This window comes from Citrobacter sp. RHBSTW-00881 (assembly GCF_013728515.1).
GTDB classification, from domain to species: Bacteria; Pseudomonadota; Gammaproteobacteria; order Enterobacterales; family Enterobacteriaceae; genus Citrobacter; species Citrobacter braakii.
Genome location: NZ_CP056269.1, coordinates 4,979,390 through 5,004,140 on the forward strand (window position 1 = coordinate 4,979,390; position 24,751 = coordinate 5,004,140).

Genomic DNA, 24,751 nt, shown 5'->3' on the forward strand with positions numbered 1-24,751 from the left:
CCACCAGAGATAAGATATAGTCGAAATAACCCACAGATTCGATAGCTAATTCCTTTTATATTTTAAGTTGCAGAGATGTAGATCAAAATGATCAACAAAAAGCCCTCCGTAGAGGGCTGGGGCATCTGTTTAGTTAGGTCTTACACCCAGTGTGTGACAAATAGCGTAGCTCATCTCGGCACGGTTGAGGGTATAGAAGTGAAAATCTTTCACCCCTTCGCGACTGAGAATTTTCACCATATCCATGGCGATATTCGCGCCCACCAGCTTGCGGGTTTCCGCGTCATCATCAAGACCATCAAACATGGTCGACATCCACGCAGGAATGCGGACGTTGGTCATGTCAGCAAATTTTTTCGCCTGCTTAAAGTTAGATACCGGCAGGATGCCCGGAATAATTTCCACATCGATTCCCGCAGACACGCAGCGATCGCGAAAGCGCAGATAGCTTTCTACATCGAAGAAAAACTGGGTGATCGCGCGGTTTGCACCGGCATCAACCTTACGCTTCAGGTTCAGCAAATCCGCCTGAGCGCTTTTCGCTTCCGGGTGCACTTCCGGGTAAGCCGCAACGGAGATATCGAAGTCTGCAACGTCTTTCAGCAGAGTCACCAGGTCGGAAGCATACATATCCGGTTTACCGCTTCCCGGCGGCAGATCACCGCGCAGGGCAACAATATGACGAATACCGTTATGCCAGTAGTCCTGAGCAATGGTACGCAGCTCATCACGGGTCGCATCAATGCATGTCAGGTGCGGGACCGCTTCAAGACCAGTGCGATCCTTAATGCCTTTAATAATGCTATGCGTACGGTCGCGCTCACCAGAGTTTGCACCGTAAGTAACTGAAACAAACTTCGGCTTCAGGCTGCTCAGGCGATCGATGGAGTTCCACAGGGTTTGCTCCATTTCACTGGTGCGCGGCGGGAAAAACTCAAACGAAACGTTAATCTGACCCTGCACTTCTGCCAGGCTCTGATTCAGGGCTTCCCGCTGGTTGGCGTGAAAAAAGCTCATACCTTACCTCATCAATCTTTTGTCGTTATATGTTGTGTTGTGAACTGCTATACGTTTAGACGTCTAGATGTAAAAATGACGGAAAAGCATGCTGGCGTCAACACAAAAATCATCGTTAAAGGTGAGGAATACTCAGCCAACGTGAAAAAAATTCACATCAGCTTGAAATGGTGAGAGATTGCGTCGCGACCGTCTGTAGCCACTCTACTTTTGTTACGTTCTCAGGCAGCGTCGCTAACCCCATGCTAAGCCGCAATTCTGTATCAGTAAGCGGAAGGAAGATCACGCCCTGACGCTGGATAGCGGAAAAGGAGGCCGGAACCAGGCTCAGACCGTCACCCTGCGCGATCCGTGCCAGCAGCACATCATGTTCCATCGGCTCCTCAATAAGGGCAGGAGAGTAACCGGCACGACGAAAAATGTGTCGAGTGTAATCAAAAAAAGCAGGGTTACGTTCACGTTTGAACCAGAACAGCGGTCGGTGGTTCAGCGACGTTAACGAGAGCGAAGGCAGAGCCGCCTCTGGCCAGAGCGCGGGTAATGCGGCAATCATCGATTCTTGCCAGCCGAGCGGCGTGACGCTAAGACCCGAATTCTCAAGCGGTAGCGCCACCAGCGCTGCATCCAGTTTTCCCCGACGCACCTGACGCGCCAGTTCAGGCGAACCATGACGGACAATATGTAGCTTCTGTACACGCGTAGCAAGCTGCGACTCAAGCGCCGCAAAAACGCCCTGCTCAAACGCCGTACTTAGCCCTAAGCGCAGAGATTGCTCTCCCGTCTTCGCTATCTGACTCAACGCCGCCCAGGTTTTATCCTGTAGCGCCAATAGCGGGCGCACGATTTCAAGTACGCGCTGGCCGTCCTCCGTCAGCGTAAGTCCACGGGTATGACGGACAAAAAGCGTCACCCCCAGGCGCTCTTCAAGCTGGCGAATGTGGCGACTCAGCGGCGGCTGCGACATAAATAAACGCAGCGCCGCTCGACTCATGTTGTTCTCTTCCGCCACCACGGAAAAATAGCGTAGAAGGCGGATATCCAGAGAGTGCAAAGGCGATGTTGTCATACCGAAAAGGTATCACGGAAACGGTATTACCCCAATCATTCCGCACGCTCTATCCTCATGCCGTACACGAACTCACGAGGTGATTATCATGGATTCAGAACGCTATTTAACCGGTCAGAGAATGCTGCAACAGGTTGATGGAAAAGGCGGAGATGCGGTAGTCGAAAGTCTGCAGGATATTGCGCCAGACTTCGCCCAATACCTGATTGAATTTCCTTTTGGCGACATCTATTCAAGGCCGGGGCTGGATTTACGCAGTAGAGAAATTGCCACCGTCGCCGCGCTCACCGCCATGGGTAACGCCGCACCGCAGCTTAAGGTACACATCGCCGCCGCGCTGCACGTTGGCTTAACGCAGGAAGAGATTATTGAAGTGATGATGCAGATGGCTGTTTATGCGGGATTCCCGGCAACACTCAACGGTTTGTTCGCTGCAAAAGAGGTGTTTGCCTCCCACAGAGGTTAAAACAAAGGCCAGCGGAATATCTGCTGGCCTGACCTCACTACGGTTTCACATCTTCCACACGCATGCCTTTGAGTTGCTCATCCGTCAGCGTATTTCCCGCTTTGAAATAATCAACGACCGCATTAGAGACATAGTAACCGCCGGATGTGTTACGCGCTTTACCTTCAGTAAATGTCGTGAAACCATCACCGCCGTCCGCCAGGAAGCTATTGGTGGCAATGTGATAAACCGTGGCATCCTCAATGGGTTTGCCGTTTAACGTCAATACGCTAACCCGCTGACCAACCGGTTTACTGCTGTCATACTTCATCTCCAGTCCTTTGGACACCTGCAATACACCGTTGCTTAAACCCGCGCCGTGCTCCATCAGGCTACGTAACTGCTTCCCGGTGAGATCCATGGTTGCCAGCTCATTCGGGAACGGGAAGGTGCTAATGACTGCGCCCATGGTGATGACTCCAGCAGGGATTTCATTCCGGATGCCGCCCGAGTTAGTGAGCGCTAACTGGGTATCTTTACCCGCCGCAACCAGCAACGCATCTGCCGCCAGATTTCCCAGCGAAGAAGATTCACCGTAAGCACGCGTCAGCTCAACCGGCGCGTTGGCAACCGTCTGCTGCACCACTTTATCGAGCTTTTTATTCCAGCCATCAATGACCTGTTTCGTCTGCGGGTCTGGCTGCCACTCATCAGCAAAAATGGTTTTCAGCTCGAAGTTCTTCACGGTAAATTGATGCGGTTTTTGCTGGTAATCCAGCACCAGTTTACCCACATCAATGCCGCCGCTGTCGGTAGACAGAATCAGGGTGTTACCTACTTTAATCGGCTCCGGCGTGCCCACATGCGCATGACCGGTGATCAGGATGTCCAGCCCCTGCACCTGGCCTGCGGTCTGGATGTCTTTATCCAGCGCACGGCGTACATCGGTGCCCCCCAGACTGGACTGACGCGCTGGCGTGCCTTCATGGATCAGCGCCACGGTGAGATCGACTTTGCCTTTCAGCTCATCAATATAGCGTTGCAACCACTTCACTTCATCCCGCGCCTCGATCCCGACACGTGTCGCAGCGGAAACCGTATCATCAAAAGCAAACACGCCGTGCAGGCCAATCACGCCAATCTTCACGCCATCTTTTTCAATAATGGTGTAAGGCTTATCCCAGAACATTTTGCTGCTGTTTTGGTAAAAGATGTTGCCCTGCACGATCGGAAACTTTGCCTGGCTCAGCTGCAGCAGCGTATTGTCCCAACCGTGATCGAATTCATGATTACCCATGGTGACAGCGTCAAAATTCATGGTGTTCATGATATCGATAATCGCCTTCCCCTTGGTCAGGCTGCTGATATATGGCCCGGTAAAATAGTCGCCAGCATCCAAAAACCAGGTGGCGCTATTTTTCGCTTTCTCCTGCTTCACCATCGCCGAGATATTGGCCCAACCGCCAATATCTCGTGTGCCATTGGCAATCCATGGCACTTTATAAGGTTCGACATGGGCATGGAGATCGTTGGTATAAATAATCGTGACATCTTTGGCACTCGCCCAGAGCGGCAAAGATACCAGAACACCGACAGCAAGCATTTTTAGCTTCATAACCAATCCCTTTCAGTCATATAAAGATTCGCTACGTTACGTTCTGAAAGGTTTTTTTATGTGAGAAAACTCACATCCATCGGTGATAGTTGCAGGCCAAAATCAATGACCATTAAAAATCGTTGGTAACAGGATGACGTCACTGTTCACTATCAATTGTTGCAAATCCTTTGGCTGCAAAAATCTGGGGCTGGCGAGTTCAGCTGATTACAGCTGGCCAGAATATCGGCTGGGTTATGCCGCACTGCATTGTCGGGCATGCGGCAGCCTTCCACCGCTGTTTGATGAGGAACAGTTCCGTTGCTGGTTGTCGGCATATTTAGCGGATTTTGCCGCTAATCGTGGTCAGTTTTGCCCATGTTGCTACCAACGAGAAATCATCCGCTATGGGCATAATCCCCAGGGCAGCCAGCGCGTCCAGTGCCGAAACTGCAAAAAAGTGTGGACACCAAAGCAGGCGCCTCCCACCAGCATCGTTTTGCCAGAACAAATAGCGACGATTCCCTTGCTCGTCCCTTTTCAGGGCGTTAGAGCAGGCCAGCAACTCTATGTATTACTCTCTTTTGACGCTATTCGCGGCAATGTTCTGCATATTTCCAGCAACTTCACGCCGCACACTGCCGGCATATCATTGCTTTACCGCTGGCGTGGCACCGCTGAGCCAACAGTCATTCACGACGATATCATTGAGCGAGTGAGTCAGCGGGAAACCCAGTTTTTACGCCGCAGCCAGTTTGATGAAATCCAGTACGGCAGCGCCATACTCAAACGGAACGCCAGCGGCGCGATTTTACGCCCGGTCATTACTGCCCATGGGCATTTCCGCCTGCTGAGCCATCTGTGGCCAGAGGTAAAAACCCATATTATTGCCCACGAATGCTTCCTGCGCGGCGCAGCGATTACCGCATGGGCGGAACAGTTTCGCCATCATCGCGCCTCGCTGTGGTTTATTGATGAAGAAATGAATAGCGATCAGCGCACGCTGCCCTGGCAATTGCTGGGTAAAACGTATCAGGGATGGTGGCGAAATCAGTGGCAAATCTGGCAACGAGGCGATATGCGTAAAATGGTGTGTTTGTTAACGCAGGGGCGGGTTGAAGAAAGCGCGTCAATAACCCTGGCGGCAAGCCATCATTTTCTCGCCTGGTTGCGGCAACAGACAGAATTTCAGCAAAGTACCCGTTACTCTGCCCATTCGGTGTTTCAGGCGATAAGGTCGCTGGCAGATAAATACAACGCCCTCATTGAGGGCGATGTTTACACATGTTATCCGGCAACAAAAACTACAGCAGTTGCGCCAGGCGGTTGATATCAGACTGAATCGCCCCGGCGGTCACGTCGCGGCCCGCCCCCGGTCCACGAATGACCAGCGGGTTATCACGATACCAACGGCTTTCAATGGCGAACACGTTATCGCACGGCAGTAGTGCCGCCAGCGGGTGCTCAGGGCGTACCGCTTCAACGCCAACGCGTGCCTTACCGTTAGCGTCAAAACGCGCCACATAGCGTAGCACCAATCCCATTTCACGTGCCGCTTCCAGGCGTTGCACCATCTGCTCGTTCAGCTCATCGCCATTTTCAAAGAAATGGTCAATAGAACCTGCTTCACAGTGCGCAGGCACCAGCGACTCTACGCGCACCTGGTCCGGTTCAATGTCGTAACCCGCTTCACGCGCCAGAATCACCAGCTTGCGCATCACATCTTTGCCGGAAAGATCCACGCGCGGATCAGGTTCAGTCAGACCCTGCTGCCACGCCTGATCCACCAGATCGGTGAACGGGACCGTGCCATCAAATTGCAGGAACAACCACGACAACGTGCCGGAGAAGATCCCACTGATCGACAGAATAGTATCTCCGCTATCAATCAGATCGCGCACGGTATGGTTGATCGGCAAGCCTGCGCCGACGGTGGCGTTATACAGCCAGTGACGACCGGTTTTTTCAAAGGCGTCATGAATCTGGCGGTAATTATTACTGCTGCTCGCCCCCGCCAGCTTGTTGGCGCTGATAACGTGGAAGCCATGACTGGCGAAATCCAGATACTGCTCCGCCAACTGCTCGCTGGCAGTGACGTCCAGCACCACTAAATCATCATACGGGTGGGCACGCATCCACAGGAACAATGACTCTTCATCCTGTTCTACCGCCTCGTCATCGAAGAAGGCCAACGCGCGACTGGCATCCAGCCCTTCGTAATTCAGCAGGCTACGGCGACTATCAACCACTCCTGCCAGCACGAACTCTAATCCGGTACGCGCCGAGAGCGTGCTCTGCTCGCGGGCAAACAGCTCCAGCCAGCGCGACCCAATGTTACCTTTGCCGAACAGCACCAGACCAATGCGTTTTTCCGCGCGGAAGGTTGACTGGTGCAGACCCTGAATCAGGCTCTCCGTTGGCCCGGTACGCAATACGGCGACCAGGCTAATGCCCTCTTCCGACTGCCAGGTGAATTCGACCGGCTGACCTTTCAGCTGTTGCCAAAAGCGATGGCAGTGCAGCGGGTTACGGGTGACGCCCGCCCCAACCATCGCCACCAGCGCCAGCCCCTGGCGCAGACGCAGTTCGCCCGGCAGGCCAGCTTCATCCAGAATTTTCAGTGCGCCATCAGCGACTTCGGAGGTATAGCAAAATTGCAGCAACTGGCGGTCAGGATGCACACCCACTGCCAGCGGACGCACCTGGGTGCGTTTTAAAATCTGATCAATCTCTTTATAGGCCAGTTTAAAGTCCTGGCCAGTGGGAACCTGAAACTCAATCAGGCAAACGTCGTCATGGCTGGTCACAATACGTGCCCCGGTACCGGAAGCCAGCACGCGTTCAATACGCGTCGATCCCTGCTCCGGCGTATAGCTACAACGCAACTGGAGATCGATATCGCTGCCGGAAACCGGCTGGAGGGTGCGGGCATGGAGAACCGGAGCCGCCAGACGCGCCAGCTCGCTGGCTTCATCCAGACGCAGCAGCGGCAGCAGACAGGCATCTTTTACTTTACGCGGATCCGCGCTGTAAACCCCGGCCACATCGCTCCAGATGGTTACGCGGGAAACCCCCGCCAACGCGCCAACCTGCGTCGCCGAGTAGTCAGAGCCGTTACGCCCCAGCAGTACCGTCTCACCGGCGTTGCTGCGGCTAATGAAACCGGTAACGACCAGGCGTTTGCCCGGATGCTGCGCCAGCAGTTGCTGCAGCAATGGGTAAGAAAGACCTTCATCCACCTGCGGCTGAGCGCCGCGCTCGGCACGTAAAAAATCGCGCGCATCCAGCCAGGCTGACTTCAGCCCCTGTTGGTTAAGGACGGCAGACATCAAACGCGCCGACCACACCTCGCCATGCCCGACGACTTCAGCATAGACGGCATCATTCACGCCGCTGTCGAGTAACCCAGCCAGACGCTCCAGATCGTGAATAAACGCGCCGATCAGCCCATCCGCCACCTCAGGAGGTAACAAACCGCTGATAAGCTCACTCTGATAACGACGTAACGCCTGTTGAACCTGATGCGCAGACAGACGATCGGTCTGGCTTAATTTTAGCCAGCTAATCAACTGGTTAGTGGTACTGCCTGCGGCTGAAACAACCATCATGTCATCAGGCTGCGAGTACTCCGCCATAATGCCTGCGACACGCAGATAACATTTCACATCAGCCAGACTACTACCACCAAATTTGTGCAGTTGACGACCCTTCGTCCCTGCCTGCGCAATCACACTCATGTTTACCCCTTGTTTGCAGCCCGGAAGCCATTTTCCAGGTCGGCAATTAAATCTTCGCCATCTTCAATACCGGTGGAGATACGCAACAGCGTTTCCGAAATTCCGGCAGCAGCGCGCGCTTCTGGCGCCATTCCCGCGTGTGTCATGGTTGCGGCATGGGAGATCAGACTTTCAACGCCCCCTAACGATTCCGCCAGCGTAAACAATGACAACCCGCCGAGGAAGCGACGCAGCGTTTGCTCATCACCATCCAGCTCAAAACTCAACATCGCGCCAAACCCTTTTTGCTGACGCGCGGCAATCTCATGGCCCTGATTATCCGGCAATGACGGGTGATACAATTTTTTCACCAGCGGCTGAGTTTGCAGATAATCCACAATCGCCTGAGCATTACGTTGCGCCACCTCCATACGAGGTGACAAAGTACGCAGGCCGCGCAACAGCAGATAACTATCAAACGCGCCGCCGGTCACACCAATATTATTCGCCCACCATGCCAGTTCAGTGACCATTTCAGGATCTTTTGCTATCACCACACCAGCCACTACGTCGGAGTGACCGTTTAAATATTTCGTGCATGAATGCAACACCAGATCGGCGCCTAATGCCAGTGGATTTTGCAGTGCCGGGCTTAAAAAAGTGTTGTCCACCACGCTGACCGCACCAGCCTCGCGCGCCAGCTGGCAGATTTTCGCGATATCCACCACGCGCAGCAGCGGGTTGCTTGGGCTTTCTACCAGCACCAGCTTCGGTTTTTCTGCCAGTGCCGCCTGCAACGCCTGCTCATCTCCTTGATCGACAAACAGTACGCGATAACAGCCACGCTTTGCCAGGCTGTCAAACAGACGATAGCTTCCGCCGTAGCAGTCGTGCGGTGCGACCAGCAGATCGCCAGGCTTGAGGAATACCGTAGTCACCAGATGAATCGCCGACATGCCGGTATTGGTCAGTACTGCCCCCGCCCCACCTTCCAGTTCCGCCAGCGCACGCTGAACGACATCACGCGTTGGGTTACCGCGACGCGAATAGTCATGGGCGCGAGGCTCATTAAAACCGGTAAAGTTATAGGTGCTGGAGAGGTGGATCGGCGGGACAACGCAACCGTACTGTTCGTCGTCATTTAACCCGCTACGCACTGCGATGGTGGCCTGTTTACGCGTCATATTGAGGAGATCCTGGCTGAGTCGGTGAAAAGTCAGACACCAGAGTAATCATAGTTACGATAGCCGTCAATACATCTGGACATCTAAACTTCTTTGCGTATAGATTGAGCAAACCGGAAATAGCCGTTAAAATTATATGCATTAGCGTACATCTGCGTCGGCTTACTTCGTGTCAGGGCCACGCCACTACGATAAACTACGCGCAATTATGGTCCGGGCTCAGGTTCTGGCCTCAATATTAATGACAAAGAGGATTAGGTATCTCATGGCTGAATGGAGCGGCGAATATATCAGCCCATACGCTGAGCACGGTAAGAAGAGTGAGCAAGTCAAAAAAATTACGGTTTCCATTCCTCTGAAGGTGTTAAAAATCCTTACCGATGAACGCACGCGTCGTCAGGTTAACAACCTGCGTCACGCCACCAACAGCGAACTGCTGTGTGAAGCGTTTCTGCATGCTTTTACCGGGCAACCATTACCCAACGATGACGACCTGCGTAAAGAGCGCAGCGATGAAATCCCGGAAGAAGCAAAGGTAATCATGCGTGAACTGGGTATCAACCCGGAAACGTGGGAATACTGATTTTTCAAGACAGATGAGAAAAGGCGGGATTACTCCCGCCGCTTCTCACTACGTTACTTACTGATACCATTAAGCTTATTCAATGTTTCTTCCATTTTGAGCGTCTCTTTACGGTTCAATGGATAGAAATAAATCAGAATGACCGCTGCCAAAAACAGGCATAAAGCCGGTAACAGATTCGCCATCGTATAGATGTTTTCCTGCACAATGCTGGTTTGCACAGCGCCGCCCGTTGACGAAGATTGATAACCAATGATGGCCAGCATAAAGCCGCCAATAGCCCCAGCGCACGCCTGGCCAACCTTGCGGGCGAAGAAGTTCACGCCATAGACGGTCCCATCTTCACGATCTCCGGTGACATACTGGTGATAATCACACACATCGGTCATAAACGCCCAAATCATCAGGTTGAATAACCCGGCTCCCAGCGTCGCCAGGAACAGGAAAACCAAATAAACCTTCGCGTCGGTAATGTGGGTGAAGTACATAATCACATACATGGCTACCGCAAAGAGCAGCGCGCCTACGCTGGCTTCTTTCTTACCAAAGCGCTTCGTGAGCCAGGATGCTGAGGGTGCCAGCAAAACCAGAGAGCCAAAGGTGAAGAGCAATGCAACGGACATGGCCTCTTTGTTATGGAAATAGTCATTAAACAGGTAAGTCATGTTGGTACCAGACAACCCCTGATTAATCACAATCAGCAGATCCACAACCACTAAAACAATTAGCGCTTTATTGCGTATCAGCCCCTTTAGCAGCACAGAAACCGGCATGCTCTCTTTTCTTTCCACCCGCACGCGTTCCGTCGTTAACTGACAGGTCAACGTTAAAAAGATAAACCCCAGCACAGAACAACCAATGGCAATCCAGAAGAAATGCTGCCCAGAGATCACCTGGCTTCCGTCCACCAGAGTGGTGTACATCAGGATCGGAATAAAAAAGCCGGTTGTCCCGCCACCGATGGCGGACCCAACGCTGCGCCAGGTTGACAGCGATACGCGATCTTCCGGATTCGAGCTAATCGCCGCAGACATGGCGCCATACGGAATACTCACTGTCGATAACAGCGAACCGTAAATAAAATAGGAACAGCAGATGTAGATAATTTTCGCCGTATAAGAAAAATCATGCACAAACGGCAGGAACAGAACGACCGCAATGATGCAAAACGGGTACTTCATGCGGCGCACCCAGGGGTTAAATCGCCCATGAGCCGTCAGTTTAGAGGTATCACATAAGCGCCCTACGCCAACGTCGACAAACGCATCAAAGAGTTTGGTCACAAAATAGAGTGAACCAACAATAACACCGGAAATACCGAGTACGTTGGTGTAATAAATCATTAAAAAACTATTTACCAGTCCAAGAATAAAACAGGTTCCGAGGTCACCACATAAATAACCGAATTTATCTCTTAATCCGAAAGGCCTGACGGCAATATTTTGATTGCTTCCGATCATTGTTCCATCATTAGACATGATGTTAACTCCTTAGACACATTATTCACGCAAACTATGCGTATACCGATGCTCAGCGTAATAAATCGATACGAAGTGTATTAACGGTCAGAAGTTATAACCGAGACCAACGCGATAGCGGGTCTGACGATCGTCTGTGGTTGTGGTGTTATACCCCGAGGAAACGTTACCCACCTCAACAAATGGAACCCATGAGCCTATTTTATACGCCACACGGAAGTTATATTCGTAATCGTCTTTTCGGTTGTTATATAAATCTTCGCTATCGGCAATTTTATAAATACCGTTCAGCTCAAACATCCAGTCATTGATGTTATAACCGAGCCATGCTTCCGGACGATAGACCATGCGGTCATCCTTGCCGTCAGTGTTTCTGCGCATGTACTCCTGACGATAGCGGAACGCGGTCCACCAATGGTCATTGATGTTATACTGCACGCGAATATAAGGCTTATAAATCGCGATGTTATCGCCCGTTTCGAGCGCAATACCCGTCTGCCAGACAAGGTCATTCCAGGTGAACTGGTAGCTTGCCGTATACTCGTTGCCATTACTTTCCATATTATTCCACGCATCATTAGATTGCGTATTTTCGGAACGTGAAATGGCCTCGACTGCGACACCAAAACCAGTAGCAAAACGATGCGACATATAAACACGGTCGTAATTACGACCATCATCATAATATTCATGTCGATAATCAACATAACCCGCTTGCGCGGCCGCAGAGAATAATGAAATCAGTAATAACGCGGATTTAAATTTCATGACCATCCCTCTTCACACTAAATCTAGGAAATTGCCCATCTCGCTCCGTCCATAAATGAAGAAACGATGAAGGAATAAGAATAATTTTATATTTCCACGAAAGTGTATTTTAGAAAGAAGGAAGAAACCTTTGGTATTTTGCCAAAGATTGGCATAAGTGGCAAAAACAAGAAGATAAAAAGGACGCAGATCACCAGTTGAAACATTTTATCGTAAAAATAAAAACGCTGTTTTATTTATTGAATAAAAGACATTATTCAATACATCAATACGAATTTCAGTCTGCAGGCGCAGATACAAAAAAAGCGCCATAAGGCGCTTTTTTCTGACAGCTGAAACTTACTTGCTGCCTGGGATGCTGAAACGCTTGTTGAAGCGATCAACACGGCCACCGGTAGCAACATCACGCTGCTTGCCAGTATAGAACGGGTGGCACTGACCGCACACGTCCAGGTTCAGATCGTGACCGACGGTAGAGCGGATTTTCATGACGTTACCGCAAGAGCAGTTTGCAGTAATTTCTTCGTATTTCGGGTGAATATCTTTTTTCATGGGAAAACCTCGGTTTAAGGCCGCGTCGCTCTTCCAGCCCTAACGCCAGACACCACGCGATGTTAATTATTCCCCGTCACCTTTCACGCTGCATCAACAGCCTGAAACTCTCGGGTAATGGTCATTGTTTGACGCAATCAATTTGCATCAAAGGCGGCGAATCATACAGAAATTAACCTGCTCATGCAAACTGATCCGCATTCTACCCTTCACTAATGTGTATACTAACCCGCCAGATTTCAAGTCAGGATGATTCAATGCCCGTTGCGCACGTTGCCTTACCCGTTCCGCTACCTCGCACCTTTGACTACCTTCTGCCAGAAGGCATGAGCGCCAAAGCTGGGTGTCGTGTACGCGTGCCCTTTGGCAAGCAACAGGAGCGCGTGGGCATCGTTTTATCCGTCAGCGAGCACAGCGAACTGCCGCTGAGCGAATTGAAAGCCGTTCTCGAAGTGCTGGACAGCGAGCCGGTTTATTCGACCTCCGTCTGGCGTCTGCTGCTGTGGGCGGCTGACTATTACCATCACCCTATCGGCGACGTACTGTTTCATGCCCTGCCGATTCTGCTGCGCCAGGGACGCCCGGCGACAAACGCGCCCATATGGTACTGGTTTGCCACTGAAGAAGGTCAGGTTATTGATCTCAACAGCCTGAAGCGCTCTCCCAAGCAACAGCAGGCGCTGGCTGCGCTACGCCAGGGAAAAATCTGGCGCGACCAGGTGGCTGAGCTCGAATTTAATGACGCCGCATTACAGGCGCTGCGGAAAAAAGGGTTGTGCGATCTGGCGAGTGAAACGCCTGGTTTTAGCGACTGGCGTACCCACTACGCGGTTTCCGGTGAGCGTCTTCGACTGAACACCGAGCAAGCCACCGCCGTCGGAGCAATTCACAGCGCCGCGGACAGTTTTAGCGCCTGGCTATTAGCGGGCGTGACGGGCTCAGGCAAAACAGAGGTCTATCTAAGCGTACTGGAAAATGTCCTGGCCCAGGGCAAGCAGGCGCTGGTGATGGTGCCGGAGATTGGCCTGACGCCGCAAACTATTGCCCGTTTTCGCGAACGCTTCAATGCGCCAGTCGAAGTCCTGCACTCCGGTTTGAACGACAGCGAACGTCTTTCGGCCTGGTTGAAAGCAAAAAATGGCGAAGCGGCGATTGTTATCGGCACGCGCTCGTCGCTGTTTACACCGTTTAAAAATCTCGGCGTGATTGTCATCGACGAAGAGCACGACAGCTCTTATAAACAGCAGGAAGGCTGGCGCTATCATGCGCGCGATCTCGCGGTTTATCGCGCCCACAGCGAGCAAATCCCGATTATTCTCGGCTCAGCCACTCCGGCTCTGGAAACGCTGTGCAACGTGCGACAGAAAAAATATCGCATGCTGCGCCTGACGCGCCGTGCCGGAAATGCGCGCCCCGCCACTCAGCACGTGCTGGATCTCAAAGGTCAGCAGGTGCAGGCCGGACTCGCCCCTGCGCTTATCACCCGTATGCGTCAGCACCTGCAGGCGGATAACCAGGTGATTCTGTTTTTGAACCGCCGGGGCTTTGCTCCTGCGCTGCTGTGCCATGACTGCGGCTGGATTGCCGAATGTCCGCGCTGCGATCACTACTACACGCTGCATCAGGCACAGCACCATTTACGCTGCCACCACTGCGACAGCCAGCGCCCAATACCACGTCAGTGCCCTTCCTGCGGCTCAACGCATATGGTTCCGGTTGGACTCGGCACCGAACAGCTTGAGCAGGCTCTGGCCCCTTTTTTCCCCGGCGTGCCAATCTCACGCATCGATCGCGACACCACCAGCCGTAAAGGGTCGCTGGAGCAGCATCTGGCGGAAGTACATCGCGGCGGCGCACGAATTCTGATCGGCACGCAAATGCTGGCCAAGGGCCACCACTTCCCGGACGTCACCCTGGTGGCGCTTCTGGACGTTGACGGCGCGCTGTTCTCTGCAGATTTCCGGTCGGCAGAACGCTTCGCCCAGCTTTACACGCAGGTCTCCGGGCGAGCAGGACGCGCCGGGAAACAGGGCGAAGTGGTGCTACAAACGCACCATCCTGAACATCCGCTGCTGCAAACTTTGCTGTACAAAGGTTATGACGCGTTTGCCGAGCAGGCGCTGGCCGAGCGACAAACGCTCCAGCTTCCACCGTGGACCAGCCATGTGATCGTGCGGGCAGAAGATCATAACAACCAGCATGCGCCTATGTTCTTACAACAGTTGCGAAATCTGATCCAGGCCAGTCCGCTTGCCGATGACAAACTGTGGGTGCTCGGCCCGGTTCCCGCCCTGGCACCCAAGCGCGGCGGTCGCTATCGCTGGCAAATTTTGTTGCAACATCCGTCGCGAATTCGCCTGCAGCATATCGTCAGCGGCACGCTGGCGCTGATCAATACGTTACCCGATGCACGTAAGGTTAAATGGGTGCTGGATGTCGATCCCATCGAGGGATAATCCCTCACGATGCGAGGCGGATCGTAAAATTAAAGATCCATCACACTTTTTATGAAAATTCTGTAACCGCTTCCATTAACTATCTGATAAAAATGTTTCAGATGAAGGCTATTCAAGGACGAGTCTGTGCCAGCAGCTCTCTGGCGAGGAGAAAGAGTGAAACCGAATAAGCAGGTTGCCGCCGCTACGATGAAAGATGTTGCTCTGAAGGCGAAAGTCTCAACGGCAACCGTATCCCGCGCATTAATGAACCCGGACAAAGTCTCGCAGTCAACCCGTAACAAGGTTGAACAGGCAGCGCTGGAAGTGGGATATTTACCCCAATCAATGGGACGCAACGTTAAGCGTAATGAATCACGTACCATTCTGGTGATTGTGCCGGATATCTGCGATCCGTTTTTTAGCGAAGTGATTCGCGGCATAGAAGTGACCGCCGCTGAGCAGGGATATCTGGTGCTTATCGGCGACTGCGCCCACCAGAATCAGCAGGAAAAGACCTTCCTCAACCTCATTATCACCAAACAGATCGATGGCATGGTGCTGCTCAGTTCGCGCCTGCCGTTTGATGCCAGCGTGGAAGAGCAGCGCAACTTGCCGCCTATGGTCATGTCCAACGAGTTCGCGCCAGAGCTGGAACTCCCCACCGTGCACATTGATAACCTCACCGCCGCCTTCAACGCGATGAACTATCTGCTGGAATTGGGGCATAAACGCATTGGCTGTATCGCCGGACCAGAGGATATGCCGCTGTGCCATTACCGTCTGCAAGGTTACGTTCAGGCATTGCGCCGCAGTGGAATTACGGTCGATCCGCATTTCATCGCGCGCGGTGACTTTACCTATGAAGCGGGAGCCAATGCGCTTAAGCAGCTCCTTGAGCTTCCACAGCCACCTACTGCGGTCATTTGCCACAGCGATGTCATGGCGCTGGGGGCACTCTCTTACGCCAAACGTCAGGGTCTGAAGGTACCTGACGATTTATCCATCATTGGCTTTGATAATATTTCGCTCACGGAATTTTGTGATCCACCCCTGACAACCGTCGCACAGCCGCGTTTCGATATCGGACGTGAAGCTATGCTGTTACTGCTCGATCAATTACAAGGTCAGAACGTCAGCAGTGGCTCACGTTTACTGGACTGCGAGCTTATTATTCGGGGCACTACCCGGGCACTGACGTAAAGTAAAGTGCTTTCGGACTCCCCTGTCTGGTCAAAGGCCCGCCGCTTAAGTAACATGGCGGGCTGACGAACGAATAAATACAGCGAAACGATAGTGGCACAACGAGATTATGTACGTCGCGGCCAACCGGCACCTTCGCGGCGCAAGAAGAGCACATCACGGAAAAAACAACGCAATACGCCTGCGGTATCGCCCGCTATGGTTGCTATTGCTGCAGCCGTACTCGTGACCTTTATCGGTGGTCTGTACTTCATTACGCATCACAAGAAAGAAGAGTCCGAAACGCTGCAAAACCAGAAAGTCACCGGTAATGGCATCCCGCCAAAACCGGAAGAGCGCTGGCGATACATCAAAGAGCTGGAAAGCCGTCAGCCTGGCGTACGTGCGCCTACCGAACCGTCTGCAGGCGGCGAGGTACTGAACGCCGATCAGCTTACCAATGAGCAGCGCCAGTTGTTGGCGCAAATGCAGGCCGATATGCGCCAACAGCCAACGCAGCTCAACGAAGTACCATGGAACGAACAAACTGCTGAACAACGCCAGCAAACGCTGCAGCGTCAGCGTCAGGTGCAACAGCAGCAGTGGAATAACACCCAACAGCAGGCTCAACAGCCGCGCCAACGGGTAACGGAACAGCCGTACCAGCAGCAGCAAACGCGTACTGCGCAAGCCGCACCGGTACAGCAGCCGAAGGCGCAGCCAAAACCGGCGGCACAACAGCCGTATCAGGATCTACTGCAAACACCTGCGCATACCACCGCCGCTCAGCCGAAAACGCAGCCGGCCGCGCCGATAACAAATGAAACGCAGCCGCCAAAACAAACGGCGGAGAAAAAAGATGAACGCCGCTGGATGGTACAGTGCGGCTCATTTAAAGGCGCTGAGCAGGCAGAAACCGTGCGCGCGCAGTTGGCTTTTGAAGGCTTCAACTCACGTATTACCACCAATAACGGCTGGAATCGCGTGGTCATTGGTCCGGTCAAAGGCAAAGAGAATGCCGACAACACCATCAGCCGCCTGAAAGTTGCTGGTCACACAAACTGCATTCGACTCGCCACTGGGGGTTGAAACCCCCAAAATCCCCCCCATCTATACTTGCATTACGCCCCGCATACTGCGCGGGGCCTGTGTTTTGCATTTGTAACCAAGGGGTCTGCTCGTGACAACAATAGTAAGCGTACGCCGTAACGGCCATGTGGTAATCGCCGGTGATGGTCAGGCCACACTGGGTAACACCGTAATGAAAGGCAACGTGAAGAAAGTCCGCCGTCTGTACAACGACAAAGTCATCGCGGGCTTTGCGGGCGGTACTGCGGATGCATTCACGCTGTTTGAACTGTTTGAACGCAAGCTGGAAATGCACCAGGGTCACCTGGTGAAAGCTGCCGTTGAACTGGCAAAAGACTGGCGTACCGACCGTATGCTGCGCAAACTCGAAGCGCTGCTGGCCGTTGCGGATGAAACTGCATCACTCATCATCACCGGTAACGGCGACGTCATCCAGCCAGAAAACGATCTGATTGCCATCGGCTCCGGCGGTCCCTACGCCCAGGCTGCTGCACGCGCTCTGCTGGAAAACACCGAGCTTGGCGCACGCGAGATTGCTGAGAAAGCGTTGGATATTGCAGGGGATATCTGCATTTATACCAACCACTTCCATACCATCGAAGAATTGAACTCCAAAGCGTAAGGATCCCCCATGTCTGAAATGACCCCACGCGAAATTGTCAGCGAACTGAACAAACACATCATCGGCCAGGACAACGCTAAGCGTTCCGTGGCGATTGCCCTGCGTAACCGCTGGCGCCGCATGCAGCTCAACGAAGAGCTGCGCCATGAAGTTACGCCGAAAAACATTCTGATGATTGGCCCAACCGGCGTCGGTAAAACCGAAATCGCCCGTCGTCTGGCAAAACTGGCCAACGCACCGTTCATCAAAGTTGAAGCAACGAAATTCACCGAAGTCGGCTATGTTGGTAAAGAAGTTGACTCTATCATCCGTGATCTGACCGATGCTGCCATCAAAATGGTCCGCGTTCAGGCCATCGAGAAAAACCGCTTCCGTGCCGAAGAGATGGCGGAAGAGCGCATTCTCGACGTGCTGATCCCACCGGCTAAAAATAACTGGGGACAGTCAGAGCAGCCGCAGGAACCTTCTGCAGCGCGTCAGGCGTTCCGTAAAAAACTGCGTGAAGGCCAGCTGGATGATAAAGAGATCGAAATCGATCTCGCGGCCGCACCGATGGGCGTTGAAATCATGGCGCCTCCGGGAATGGAAGAGATGACCAGCCAGCTACAGTCCATGTTCCAGAACCTGGGCGGTCAGAAGCAAAAACCGCGTAAGCTGAAAATCAAAGACGCGATGAAGCTGCTGATTGAAGAAGAAGCGGCCAAACTGGTGAATCCGGAAGAGCTGAAACAGGAAGCTATCGACGCCGTTGAGCAACACGGAATCGTGTTTATCGACGAAATCGACAAAATCTGTAAGCGCGGCGAATCCTCCGGCCCGGACGTGTCCCGTGAAGGCGTACAGCGTGACCTGCTGCCGCTGGTTGAAGGCTGCACGGTCTCCACCAAACACGGTATGGTGAAAACAGACCACATTCTGTTTATCGCCTCTGGCGCATTCCAGGTAGCGAAACCGTCTGACCTGATCCCGGAACTGCAGGGTCGTCTGCCGATTCGTGTCGAGCTGCAGGCGCTGACCACCAGCGATTTTGAGCGTATCCTTACCGAACCGAATGCCTCCATCACCGTCCAGTACAAAGCGCTGATGGCGACCGAAGGTGTGGACATCAACTTCACCGAATCGGGCATTAAACGCATTGCCGAAGCGGCCTGGCAGGTCAATGAAACCACCGAAAACATCGGTGCACGTCGTCTGCATACCGTTCTCGAGCGTCTGATGGAAGATATTTCCTATGATGCGAGCGATTTAAACGGCCAAAGCATCACAATTGATGCCGAATATGTGAGCAAACATCTGGATGCGCTGGTCGCAGATGAAGATCTGAGCCGTTTTATCCTATAATCGCGTTCAATGCATTTTCATCACTGTTGATGGGGCTGATAAAGCCCCATTTTTATTGGCGCTAAATATGACTGAACAACAAAAAATTAGCCGCTCACAAGCCTGGCTGGAAAGTTTACGACCTAAGACCTTACCGCTCGCCTTCGCGGCGATCATCGTCGGTACGGCATTAGCATGGTGGCAAGGATACTTCGATCCGCTGGTTGCTCTGTTGGCATTGATTACGGCAGGACTGCTGCAAATTCTGTCCAACCTCGCTAACGACTATGGCGATGCCGTCAAAGGCAGCGACAAGCCCGACCGCATTGGACCGCTGCGCGGTATGCAAAAAGGGGTTATCACCCAACAGCAGATGAAGCGTGCGCTGATCGTCACCGTGGTGTTGATCTGTCTGTCGGGTCTGGCCCTGGTTGCTGTGGCCTGTCACACGCTGGCGGATTTTGTCGGTTTCCTGGTACTTGGGGGCCTGTCGATTATCGCGGCGATCACCTACACCGTGGGTAATCGCCCTTACGGATATATCGGTCTGGGCGATATTTCCGTGCTGGTATTCTTTGGCTGGCTTAGCGTGATGGGAAGCTGGTATCTGCAGGCGCATACGCTGATTCCGGCGCTGATTCTGCCTGCCACCGCCTGTGGCCTGCTGGCAACTGCCGTGCTCAACGTCAACAACCTGCGCGATATCAACAGCGACAGAGAGAACGGCAAGAACACGCTGGTAGTACGTTTAGGTGCCGTCAATGCCCGCCGCTACCATGCCTGCCTGCTGATGGGGACGCTGGTTTGTCTGGCGCTGTTTAACCTGTTTTCGCTACAAAGTCTGTGGGGATGGCTGTTTATCCTTGCCGCTCCGCTGCTTTTCAAACAGGCGCGTTACGTGATGCGCGAAATGGATCCTGCGGCAATGCGTCCGATGCTGGAACGCACCGTAAAAGCGGCGCTATTAACTAACTTGCTGTTTGTCGTTGGAATTTTCTTAAGTCAGTGGTCTCTTTAACTGACAAATATCAATTAACAATTGATGATTTTGCCAACAGTACACATAGCGCGATATACTAAAAATTCTCGCAGCAACTGAACGTTAAGCCTATGAAATACGATACATCCGAGCTTTGTGACATCTATCAGGAAGATGTCAACGTCGTGGAACCGCTGTTCTCTAACTTTGGAGGACGGTCGTCGTTTGGCGGACAAATCATCACGGTAAAATGTTTCGAGGACAACGGGTTGCTGTACGATCTGCTCGAACAAAATGGCCGTGGTCGCATTCTGCTGGTCGATGGCGGCGGTTCTGTCCGTCGTGCGCTGGTCGATGCCGAACTGGCACGACTGGCCGTACAGAATGAATGGGAAGGTCTGGTCATCTACGGCTCAGTCCGCCAGGTAGACGATCTGGAAGAACTGGATATCGGCATTCAGGCGATTGCCGCAATTCCGGTAGGTGCTTCAGGAGAAGGTATTGGGGAAAGCGATGTGCGCGTCAACTTTGGCGGCGTGACATTCTTCTCGGGCGACCACCTGTACGCCGACAACACCGGGATAATCCTCTCCGAAGACCCGCTCGATATCGAGTAAGTGAAAAAGGCCATCAGCAAGTTTGATGGCCTTTTATTTTCTTCATTCATCCGATTTGTAGTGAATGACCTTAACATCATAATTCCCAGCTCTTGCTTCAACAACGACACTCATCATCTCGCGACTTGCAGGATAAGATTCAACGTATGCGTTTAATTTTTCTTCTGCTCTGTGAATATCATTCTTAGGTATCCCCGTAAAAACTATTTCACTGCGTTGAAGATGGCTACCCTCATCTGTATGGCTTACAAAAAACCAGTCGCTGGATACCCTTGGAACCTGTTTAATCAATTTCGGCGTTAATAACTGATAAATTAATAAATCATGCTGCGTATAACATTTTTTTGTAAAGACACTCACCATGAAATAACAATAAAGCAGCGCAAAAAAAAGCATAGATGCAATAATAACACCTAATCGTCGAAACGTCATATACGGCGTTCCCGAACATAATTTGGATTCACAACTGGTTTTATTACATCCATAAATAAGTGTAAGGCCAAAAATCCTGTAAGGATTCGAAACGATGTGACGTACTCAAGAATATAGATAAAGCAATACCTTGCAGAATTCGCTCCTGCAATCCTCGTCGCACCATGAATCTACGATATATACCAGTATTAATATTTAGACCGTGAATGCTTTTAGACATACTTTGATGGTAATTTACTTCATAAAATTCACTATCACCACCACGAGGTCTTGTCATTTCAAACCATAATTTTTCAGCGCCTGCCGGATTAGCGTGGCCTAAATCAATCCACCCTAGATTATCTGTATAGATAAGACCATATCTAATATCTCTGGTGATAAATCGATCCGAATTATCAATAATATCGTTTCTTTTTGTCATATCGTATTCTTTGAAATTTGAGAATTACGATATCCTAAAGTCTACATAGTAAAAAGGCATCCATTATGGATGCCTTTTTAAAGAAATCAGAATTAGACTTCTTCCATACGCCCCAACAGGGCATGCAGACGATCCTGCCAGCCGTTCTGCTGTTCTTTCAGGTTGTTGTTCTCACGCTCCAGCTCTTCACGCTGCTGCTGTGCAGACTGAACTTCCTGCGACAGTGAGTTGTTCTTTTCTTTCAGCTCTTCGATTTCCATCTGCAACAGCGTGATGGTATCAATCGCCTGCTGTACTTTTGCTTCCAGTTTCTCAAACACTTCTAATGACATCGTCATACCTCTCCTGAATTGCAAGGCGTTGATGGATAAAAATCCTCGTCCCGATAACCGGCGACGCCTTAATAAAAACGAGCGCACTCTACTTAACACCGATTGTATGAAGCCGCGTCATCCCTGTCCAGCGGCATCCCGCGCAGATTGCGGTTTGCAACACTTTTCGTCTTTCTCCTGGTGACATTACTATCATAACTCTTAAGTGTTAACGAATTGATCATTGAAATGATTCAGCTCACACTATTTTTGTATAACAAATACCGCGAAATGGCGCGATAACGCTCATTTTGTTGATGGAGTACACACATTTCAATTTCGATATTTCTCGTTTTTGAGCGTTAACGATAAATTAACAGTGTGCCTACCGGCTCCGGGGATGTCAGTGACCTTCTCGCATACAATAAACATTAAACTCTCTTCAGGATCCGATTATGAGTCAAACATCAACCTTAAAAGGCCAGTGCATTGCTGAATTCCTCGGTACCGGGTTGTTGATTTTCTTCGGTGTGGGATGTGTCGCTGCACTCAAAGTTGCTGGGGCTACTTTTGGTCAGTGGGAAATCAGTATCATCTGGGGTCTGGGGGTAGCGATGGCTATCTATCTGACCGCAGGCGTTTCTGGTGCACACCTGAATCCAGCGGTAACCATCGCACTCTGGCTGTTCGCCTGTTTTGATAAACGCAAAGTTGCTCCTTTTATTATTTCGCAAATTGCCGGCGCCTTTTGCGCAGCGGCACTGGTTTACGGGCTTTATTACAATCTTTTCATCGATTTCGAACAAACTAACCATATCGTGCGCGGCAGTACCGAGAGCCTGGGTCTGGCAGGTACTTTCTCGACCTATCCGAACCCGCATATCAATTTTGTGCAGGCCTTCGCGGTTGAAATGGTCATTACCGCTATTCTAATGGGGCTGATTCTGGCTCTGACCGACGATGGTAACGGTGTACCTCGTGGTCCGCTGGCACCACTGCTGATCGGCTTGTTGATTGCCGTTATTGGTGCTTCCATGGGTCCGCTGACAGGTTTTGCGATGAACCCGGCACGTGACTTCGGACCGAAACTCTTCGCCTGGATGGCCGGATGGGGTGAGATTGCCTTCACGGGTGGTCGTGATATCCCTTACTTCCTGGTCCCGGTGTTTGGCCCGATTACCGGCGCGATTTTAGGCGCATGGGCATATCGCAAACTGATTGGTCGCCATTTACCGTGCGATGTCTGCGCGATTGAAGAGAAAGACGTTGCGACCAACACTCAACAAAAAGCTTCGCAGTAATGTGACTACGGGACAAATAATCATGACTGAAAAAAAATATATCGTTGCGCTCGACCAGGGCACCACCAGCTCCCGCGCGGTCGTAATGGACCACGATGCGAATATCGTTAGCGTTTCACAGCGCGAATTCGAGCAAATCTACCCGAAAGCAGGTTGGGTAGAACATGACCCAATGGAAATTTGGGCGACCCAAAGCTCCACGCTGGTAGAAGTTCTGGCGAAAGCCGATATCAGTTCCGATGAAATTGCAGCGATCGGTATTACCAACCAGCGTGAAACCACCATCGTCTGGGAGCGTGAGACCGGTAAACCTATCTATAACGCAATTGTGTGGCAGTGTCGTCGTACCGCGGATATCTGCGAAAAGCTCAAGCGCGACGGAATGGAAGAGTACATCCGTAATAACACGGGTCTGGTAATTGACCCGTACTTTTCCGGTACTAAAGTGAAGTGGATCCTCGACCACGTGGAAGGCTCACGTGAGCGCGCTCGTCGCGGCGAACTGCTGTTCGGTACGGTAGACACCTGGCTTATCTGGAAAATGACGCAGGGACGCGTACACGTAACGGATTACACCAACGCCTCTCGTACCATGCTGTTCAACATCCACTCCCTGGACTGGGATGACACGATGCTGGATGCGCTGGATATTCCGCGTGCAATGCTGCCAGAAGTGCGTCGTTCTTCTGAAGTGTACGGCCAGACCAACATCGGTGGTAAAGGCGGCATTCGTATTCCTATCTCCGGTATTGCCGGTGACCAGCAGGCCGCTCTGTTTGGCCAGCTGTGCGTGAAGGAAGGGATGGCGAAAAACACTTACGGTACCGGCTGCTTCATGCTGATGAACACTGGCGAGAAAGCCGTTAAGTCCGAAAATGGACTACTGACCACCATCGCCTGTGGACCGACCGGGGAAGTGAACTACGCGCTGGAAGGTGCGGTATTTATGGCTGGCGCATCCATCCAGTGGCTGCGCGATGAAATGAAACTCATCAGCGATGCATTCGACTCTGAATATTTCGCCACCAAAGTGAAAGATACCAACGGCGTGTACGTCGTTCCGGCATTTACAGGCCTTGGCGCACCGTACTGGGACCCGTATGCACGCGGAGCCATCTTCGGCCTGACCCGTGGCGTAAACTCCAACCACATCATCCGCGCAACGCTTGAGTCTATCGCTTACCAGACCCGTGACGTACTGGAAGCGATGCAGGCTGATTCCGGTATTCGCCTGCACGCCCTGCGCGTTGATGGCGGTGCGGTCGCCAACAACTTCCTGATGCAGTTCCAGTCCGATATTCTCGGCACGCGTGTTGAGCGCCCGGAAGTCCGCGAAGTCACCGCATTGGGTGCGGCTTACCTTGCCGGTCTGGCAGTAGGTTTCTGGCAGAATCTGGATGAACTGCAGGAGAAAGCGGTCATCGAGCGTGAATTCCGCCCGGGCATCGAAACCACCGAGCGTAATTTCCGTTACAGCGGCTGGAAAAAAGCGGTCAAACGCGCCATGGCGTGGGAAGATCACGACGAGTAATTCGTCATTGCCGGATGGCACCTTTACCTTGTCCGGCAATATCTTCGTGCGGGGGCAACCCCGCACACACATCAATAATCTAGCCCCCTCCCCTGTGCTACACTTCGC

23 protein-coding genes are annotated in these 24,751 nt (G+C 52.1%); 12 read left to right on the forward strand and 11 right to left on the reverse strand.

Features of this window, described 5'->3' with window-relative positions; genetic code table 11:
- Positions 1–129: 129 nt before the first annotated feature.
- Both metF and HV311_RS23890 read right to left on the reverse strand, forming a co-directional pair.
- Positions 130–1,017, reverse strand: coding sequence for a methylenetetrahydrofolate reductase (metF, locus tag HV311_RS23885; protein WP_016155273.1), 888 nt, complete (start codon positions 1,015–1,017; stop codon positions 130–132).
- 157 nt (positions 1,018–1,174) lie between these two features.
- Complete coding sequence (locus tag HV311_RS23890; RefSeq protein ID WP_191220542.1) at positions 1,175–2,083, reverse strand: LysR family transcriptional regulator; 909 nt, start codon at positions 2,081–2,083, stop codon at positions 1,175–1,177.
- Positions 2,084–2,171: 88 nt separating this feature from the next.
- Here HV311_RS23890 and HV311_RS23895 point away from each other — a divergent pair, with 88 nt between their 5' ends.
- The gene (locus tag HV311_RS23895; protein WP_191220543.1) at positions 2,172–2,549 is read left to right on the forward strand and encodes a carboxymuconolactone decarboxylase family protein; all 378 of its coding nucleotides are present in this window, start codon (positions 2,172–2,174) and stop codon (positions 2,547–2,549) included.
- Positions 2,550–2,586: 37 nt separating this feature from the next.
- On the opposite strand, the gene HV311_RS23900 is transcribed toward HV311_RS23895, so the two are convergent.
- On the reverse strand, positions 2,587–4,143 hold the full coding sequence (locus tag HV311_RS23900; RefSeq protein WP_137351777.1) for a bifunctional metallophosphatase/5'-nucleotidase: 1,557 nt from the start codon (positions 4,141–4,143) through the stop codon (positions 2,587–2,589).
- Positions 4,144–4,276: 133 nt separating this feature from the next.
- On the opposite strand from HV311_RS23900, the gene HV311_RS23905 reads away from it, so the two are divergent.
- The gene (locus tag HV311_RS23905) at positions 4,277–5,452 is read left to right on the forward strand and encodes a cytoplasmic protein (RefSeq protein ID WP_191220544.1); all 1,176 of its coding nucleotides are present in this window, start codon (positions 4,277–4,279) and stop codon (positions 5,450–5,452) included.
- On the opposite strand, the gene metL is transcribed toward HV311_RS23905, so the two are convergent.
- The gene (gene metL, locus HV311_RS23910) at positions 5,427–7,859 is read right to left on the reverse strand and encodes a bifunctional aspartate kinase/homoserine dehydrogenase II (protein WP_191220545.1); all 2,433 of its coding nucleotides are present in this window, start codon (positions 7,857–7,859) and stop codon (positions 5,427–5,429) included. The genes HV311_RS23905 and metL overlap by 26 nt on opposite strands.
- A 2-nt stretch (positions 7,860–7,861) precedes the next feature.
- Positions 7,862–9,022 carry a cystathionine gamma-synthase gene (metB, locus tag HV311_RS23915; RefSeq protein ID WP_016155267.1) on the reverse strand — a complete coding sequence of 387 codons (1,161 nt, stop codon included), beginning with the start codon at positions 9,020–9,022 and terminating at the stop codon, positions 7,862–7,864.
- A 265-nt stretch (positions 9,023–9,287) separates the two neighbouring features.
- Between metB and metJ the strand changes: the two genes are divergently transcribed.
- Positions 9,288–9,605 carry a met regulon transcriptional regulator MetJ gene (metJ, locus tag HV311_RS23920; protein WP_003825168.1) on the forward strand — a complete coding sequence of 106 codons (318 nt, stop codon included), beginning with the start codon at positions 9,288–9,290 and terminating at the stop codon, positions 9,603–9,605.
- Between the two features lie 53 nt (positions 9,606–9,658).
- On the opposite strand, the gene HV311_RS23925 is transcribed toward metJ, so the two are convergent.
- From HV311_RS23925 to rpmE, 3 genes are all read right to left on the reverse strand, one after another.
- Positions 9,659–11,083: an MFS transporter gene (locus tag HV311_RS23925; RefSeq protein ID WP_131347343.1), complete on the reverse strand. Its 1,425-nt coding sequence runs from the start codon at positions 11,081–11,083 to the stop codon at positions 9,659–9,661.
- Positions 11,084–11,170: 87 nt separating this feature from the next.
- On the reverse strand, positions 11,171–11,851 hold the full coding sequence (locus HV311_RS23930; protein WP_047497584.1) for an oligogalacturonate-specific porin KdgM family protein: 681 nt from the start codon (positions 11,849–11,851) through the stop codon (positions 11,171–11,173).
- Between the two features lie 339 nt (positions 11,852–12,190).
- Positions 12,191–12,403 (reverse strand): 50S ribosomal protein L31, encoded by a 213-nt coding sequence (gene rpmE, locus HV311_RS23935; protein ID WP_008787040.1) that lies wholly within the window; start codon positions 12,401–12,403, stop codon positions 12,191–12,193.
- Positions 12,404–12,660: 257 nt separating this feature from the next.
- Here rpmE and priA point away from each other — a divergent pair, with 257 nt between their 5' ends.
- The 7 genes from priA to rraA all read left to right on the forward strand — a co-directional run bounded on the left by priA (position 12,661) and on the right by rraA (position 20,647).
- Positions 12,661–14,859: a primosomal protein N' gene (gene priA / locus HV311_RS23940; protein WP_016155264.1), complete on the forward strand. Its 2,199-nt coding sequence runs from the start codon at positions 12,661–12,663 to the stop codon at positions 14,857–14,859.
- 156 nt (positions 14,860–15,015) lie between these two features.
- Positions 15,016–16,041, forward strand: a complete 1,026-nt coding sequence (gene cytR, locus HV311_RS23945; RefSeq protein WP_191220546.1) for a DNA-binding transcriptional regulator CytR — start codon at positions 15,016–15,018, stop codon at positions 16,039–16,041.
- A gap of 93 nt (positions 16,042–16,134) precedes the next feature.
- Positions 16,135–17,109 (forward strand): cell division protein FtsN, encoded by a 975-nt coding sequence (ftsN, locus tag HV311_RS23950; protein WP_072034356.1) that lies wholly within the window; start codon positions 16,135–16,137, stop codon positions 17,107–17,109.
- Between the two features lie 91 nt (positions 17,110–17,200).
- Positions 17,201–17,731: an ATP-dependent protease subunit HslV gene (hslV, locus tag HV311_RS23955; protein ID WP_003028805.1), complete on the forward strand. Its 531-nt coding sequence runs from the start codon at positions 17,201–17,203 to the stop codon at positions 17,729–17,731.
- A 9-nt stretch (positions 17,732–17,740) separates the two neighbouring features.
- Positions 17,741–19,072 (forward strand): HslU--HslV peptidase ATPase subunit, encoded by a 1,332-nt coding sequence (gene hslU, locus HV311_RS23960; protein WP_003028803.1) that lies wholly within the window; start codon positions 17,741–17,743, stop codon positions 19,070–19,072.
- A 67-nt stretch (positions 19,073–19,139) separates the two neighbouring features.
- Positions 19,140–20,069 carry a 1,4-dihydroxy-2-naphthoate polyprenyltransferase gene (gene menA, locus HV311_RS23965; RefSeq protein ID WP_016157915.1) on the forward strand — a complete coding sequence of 310 codons (930 nt, stop codon included), beginning with the start codon at positions 19,140–19,142 and terminating at the stop codon, positions 20,067–20,069.
- A 92-nt stretch (positions 20,070–20,161) separates the two neighbouring features.
- Positions 20,162–20,647, forward strand: a complete 486-nt coding sequence (gene rraA, locus HV311_RS23970; RefSeq protein ID WP_008787034.1) for a ribonuclease E activity regulator RraA — start codon at positions 20,162–20,164, stop codon at positions 20,645–20,647.
- A gap of 42 nt (positions 20,648–20,689) precedes the next feature.
- Here the strand turns inward: rraA and HV311_RS23975 are convergent, their stop codons facing one another.
- The 3 genes from HV311_RS23975 to zapB all read right to left on the reverse strand — a co-directional run bounded on the left by HV311_RS23975 (position 20,690) and on the right by zapB (position 21,838).
- Positions 20,690–21,079, reverse strand: coding sequence for a hypothetical protein (locus HV311_RS23975; RefSeq protein WP_094761942.1), 390 nt, complete (start codon positions 21,077–21,079; stop codon positions 20,690–20,692).
- Positions 21,080–21,122: 43 nt separating this feature from the next.
- Positions 21,123–21,500, reverse strand: a complete 378-nt coding sequence (locus HV311_RS23980; protein ID WP_223307973.1) for a hypothetical protein — start codon at positions 21,498–21,500, stop codon at positions 21,123–21,125.
- Between the two features lie 92 nt (positions 21,501–21,592).
- Positions 21,593–21,838: a septal ring assembly protein ZapB gene (gene zapB / locus HV311_RS23985; RefSeq protein WP_019077914.1), complete on the reverse strand. Its 246-nt coding sequence runs from the start codon at positions 21,836–21,838 to the stop codon at positions 21,593–21,595.
- Between the two features lie 428 nt (positions 21,839–22,266).
- Between zapB and HV311_RS23990 the strand changes: the two genes are divergently transcribed.
- The gene (locus HV311_RS23990; RefSeq protein ID WP_016155255.1) at positions 22,267–23,112 is read left to right on the forward strand and encodes an MIP/aquaporin family protein; all 846 of its coding nucleotides are present in this window, start codon (positions 22,267–22,269) and stop codon (positions 23,110–23,112) included.
- 22 nt (positions 23,113–23,134) lie between these two features.
- Entirely contained in the window at positions 23,135–24,643 is a 1,509-nt protein-coding gene (gene glpK, locus HV311_RS23995; protein ID WP_016155254.1) for a glycerol kinase GlpK, read from the forward strand.
- Positions 24,644–24,751: the final 108 nt, after the last annotated feature.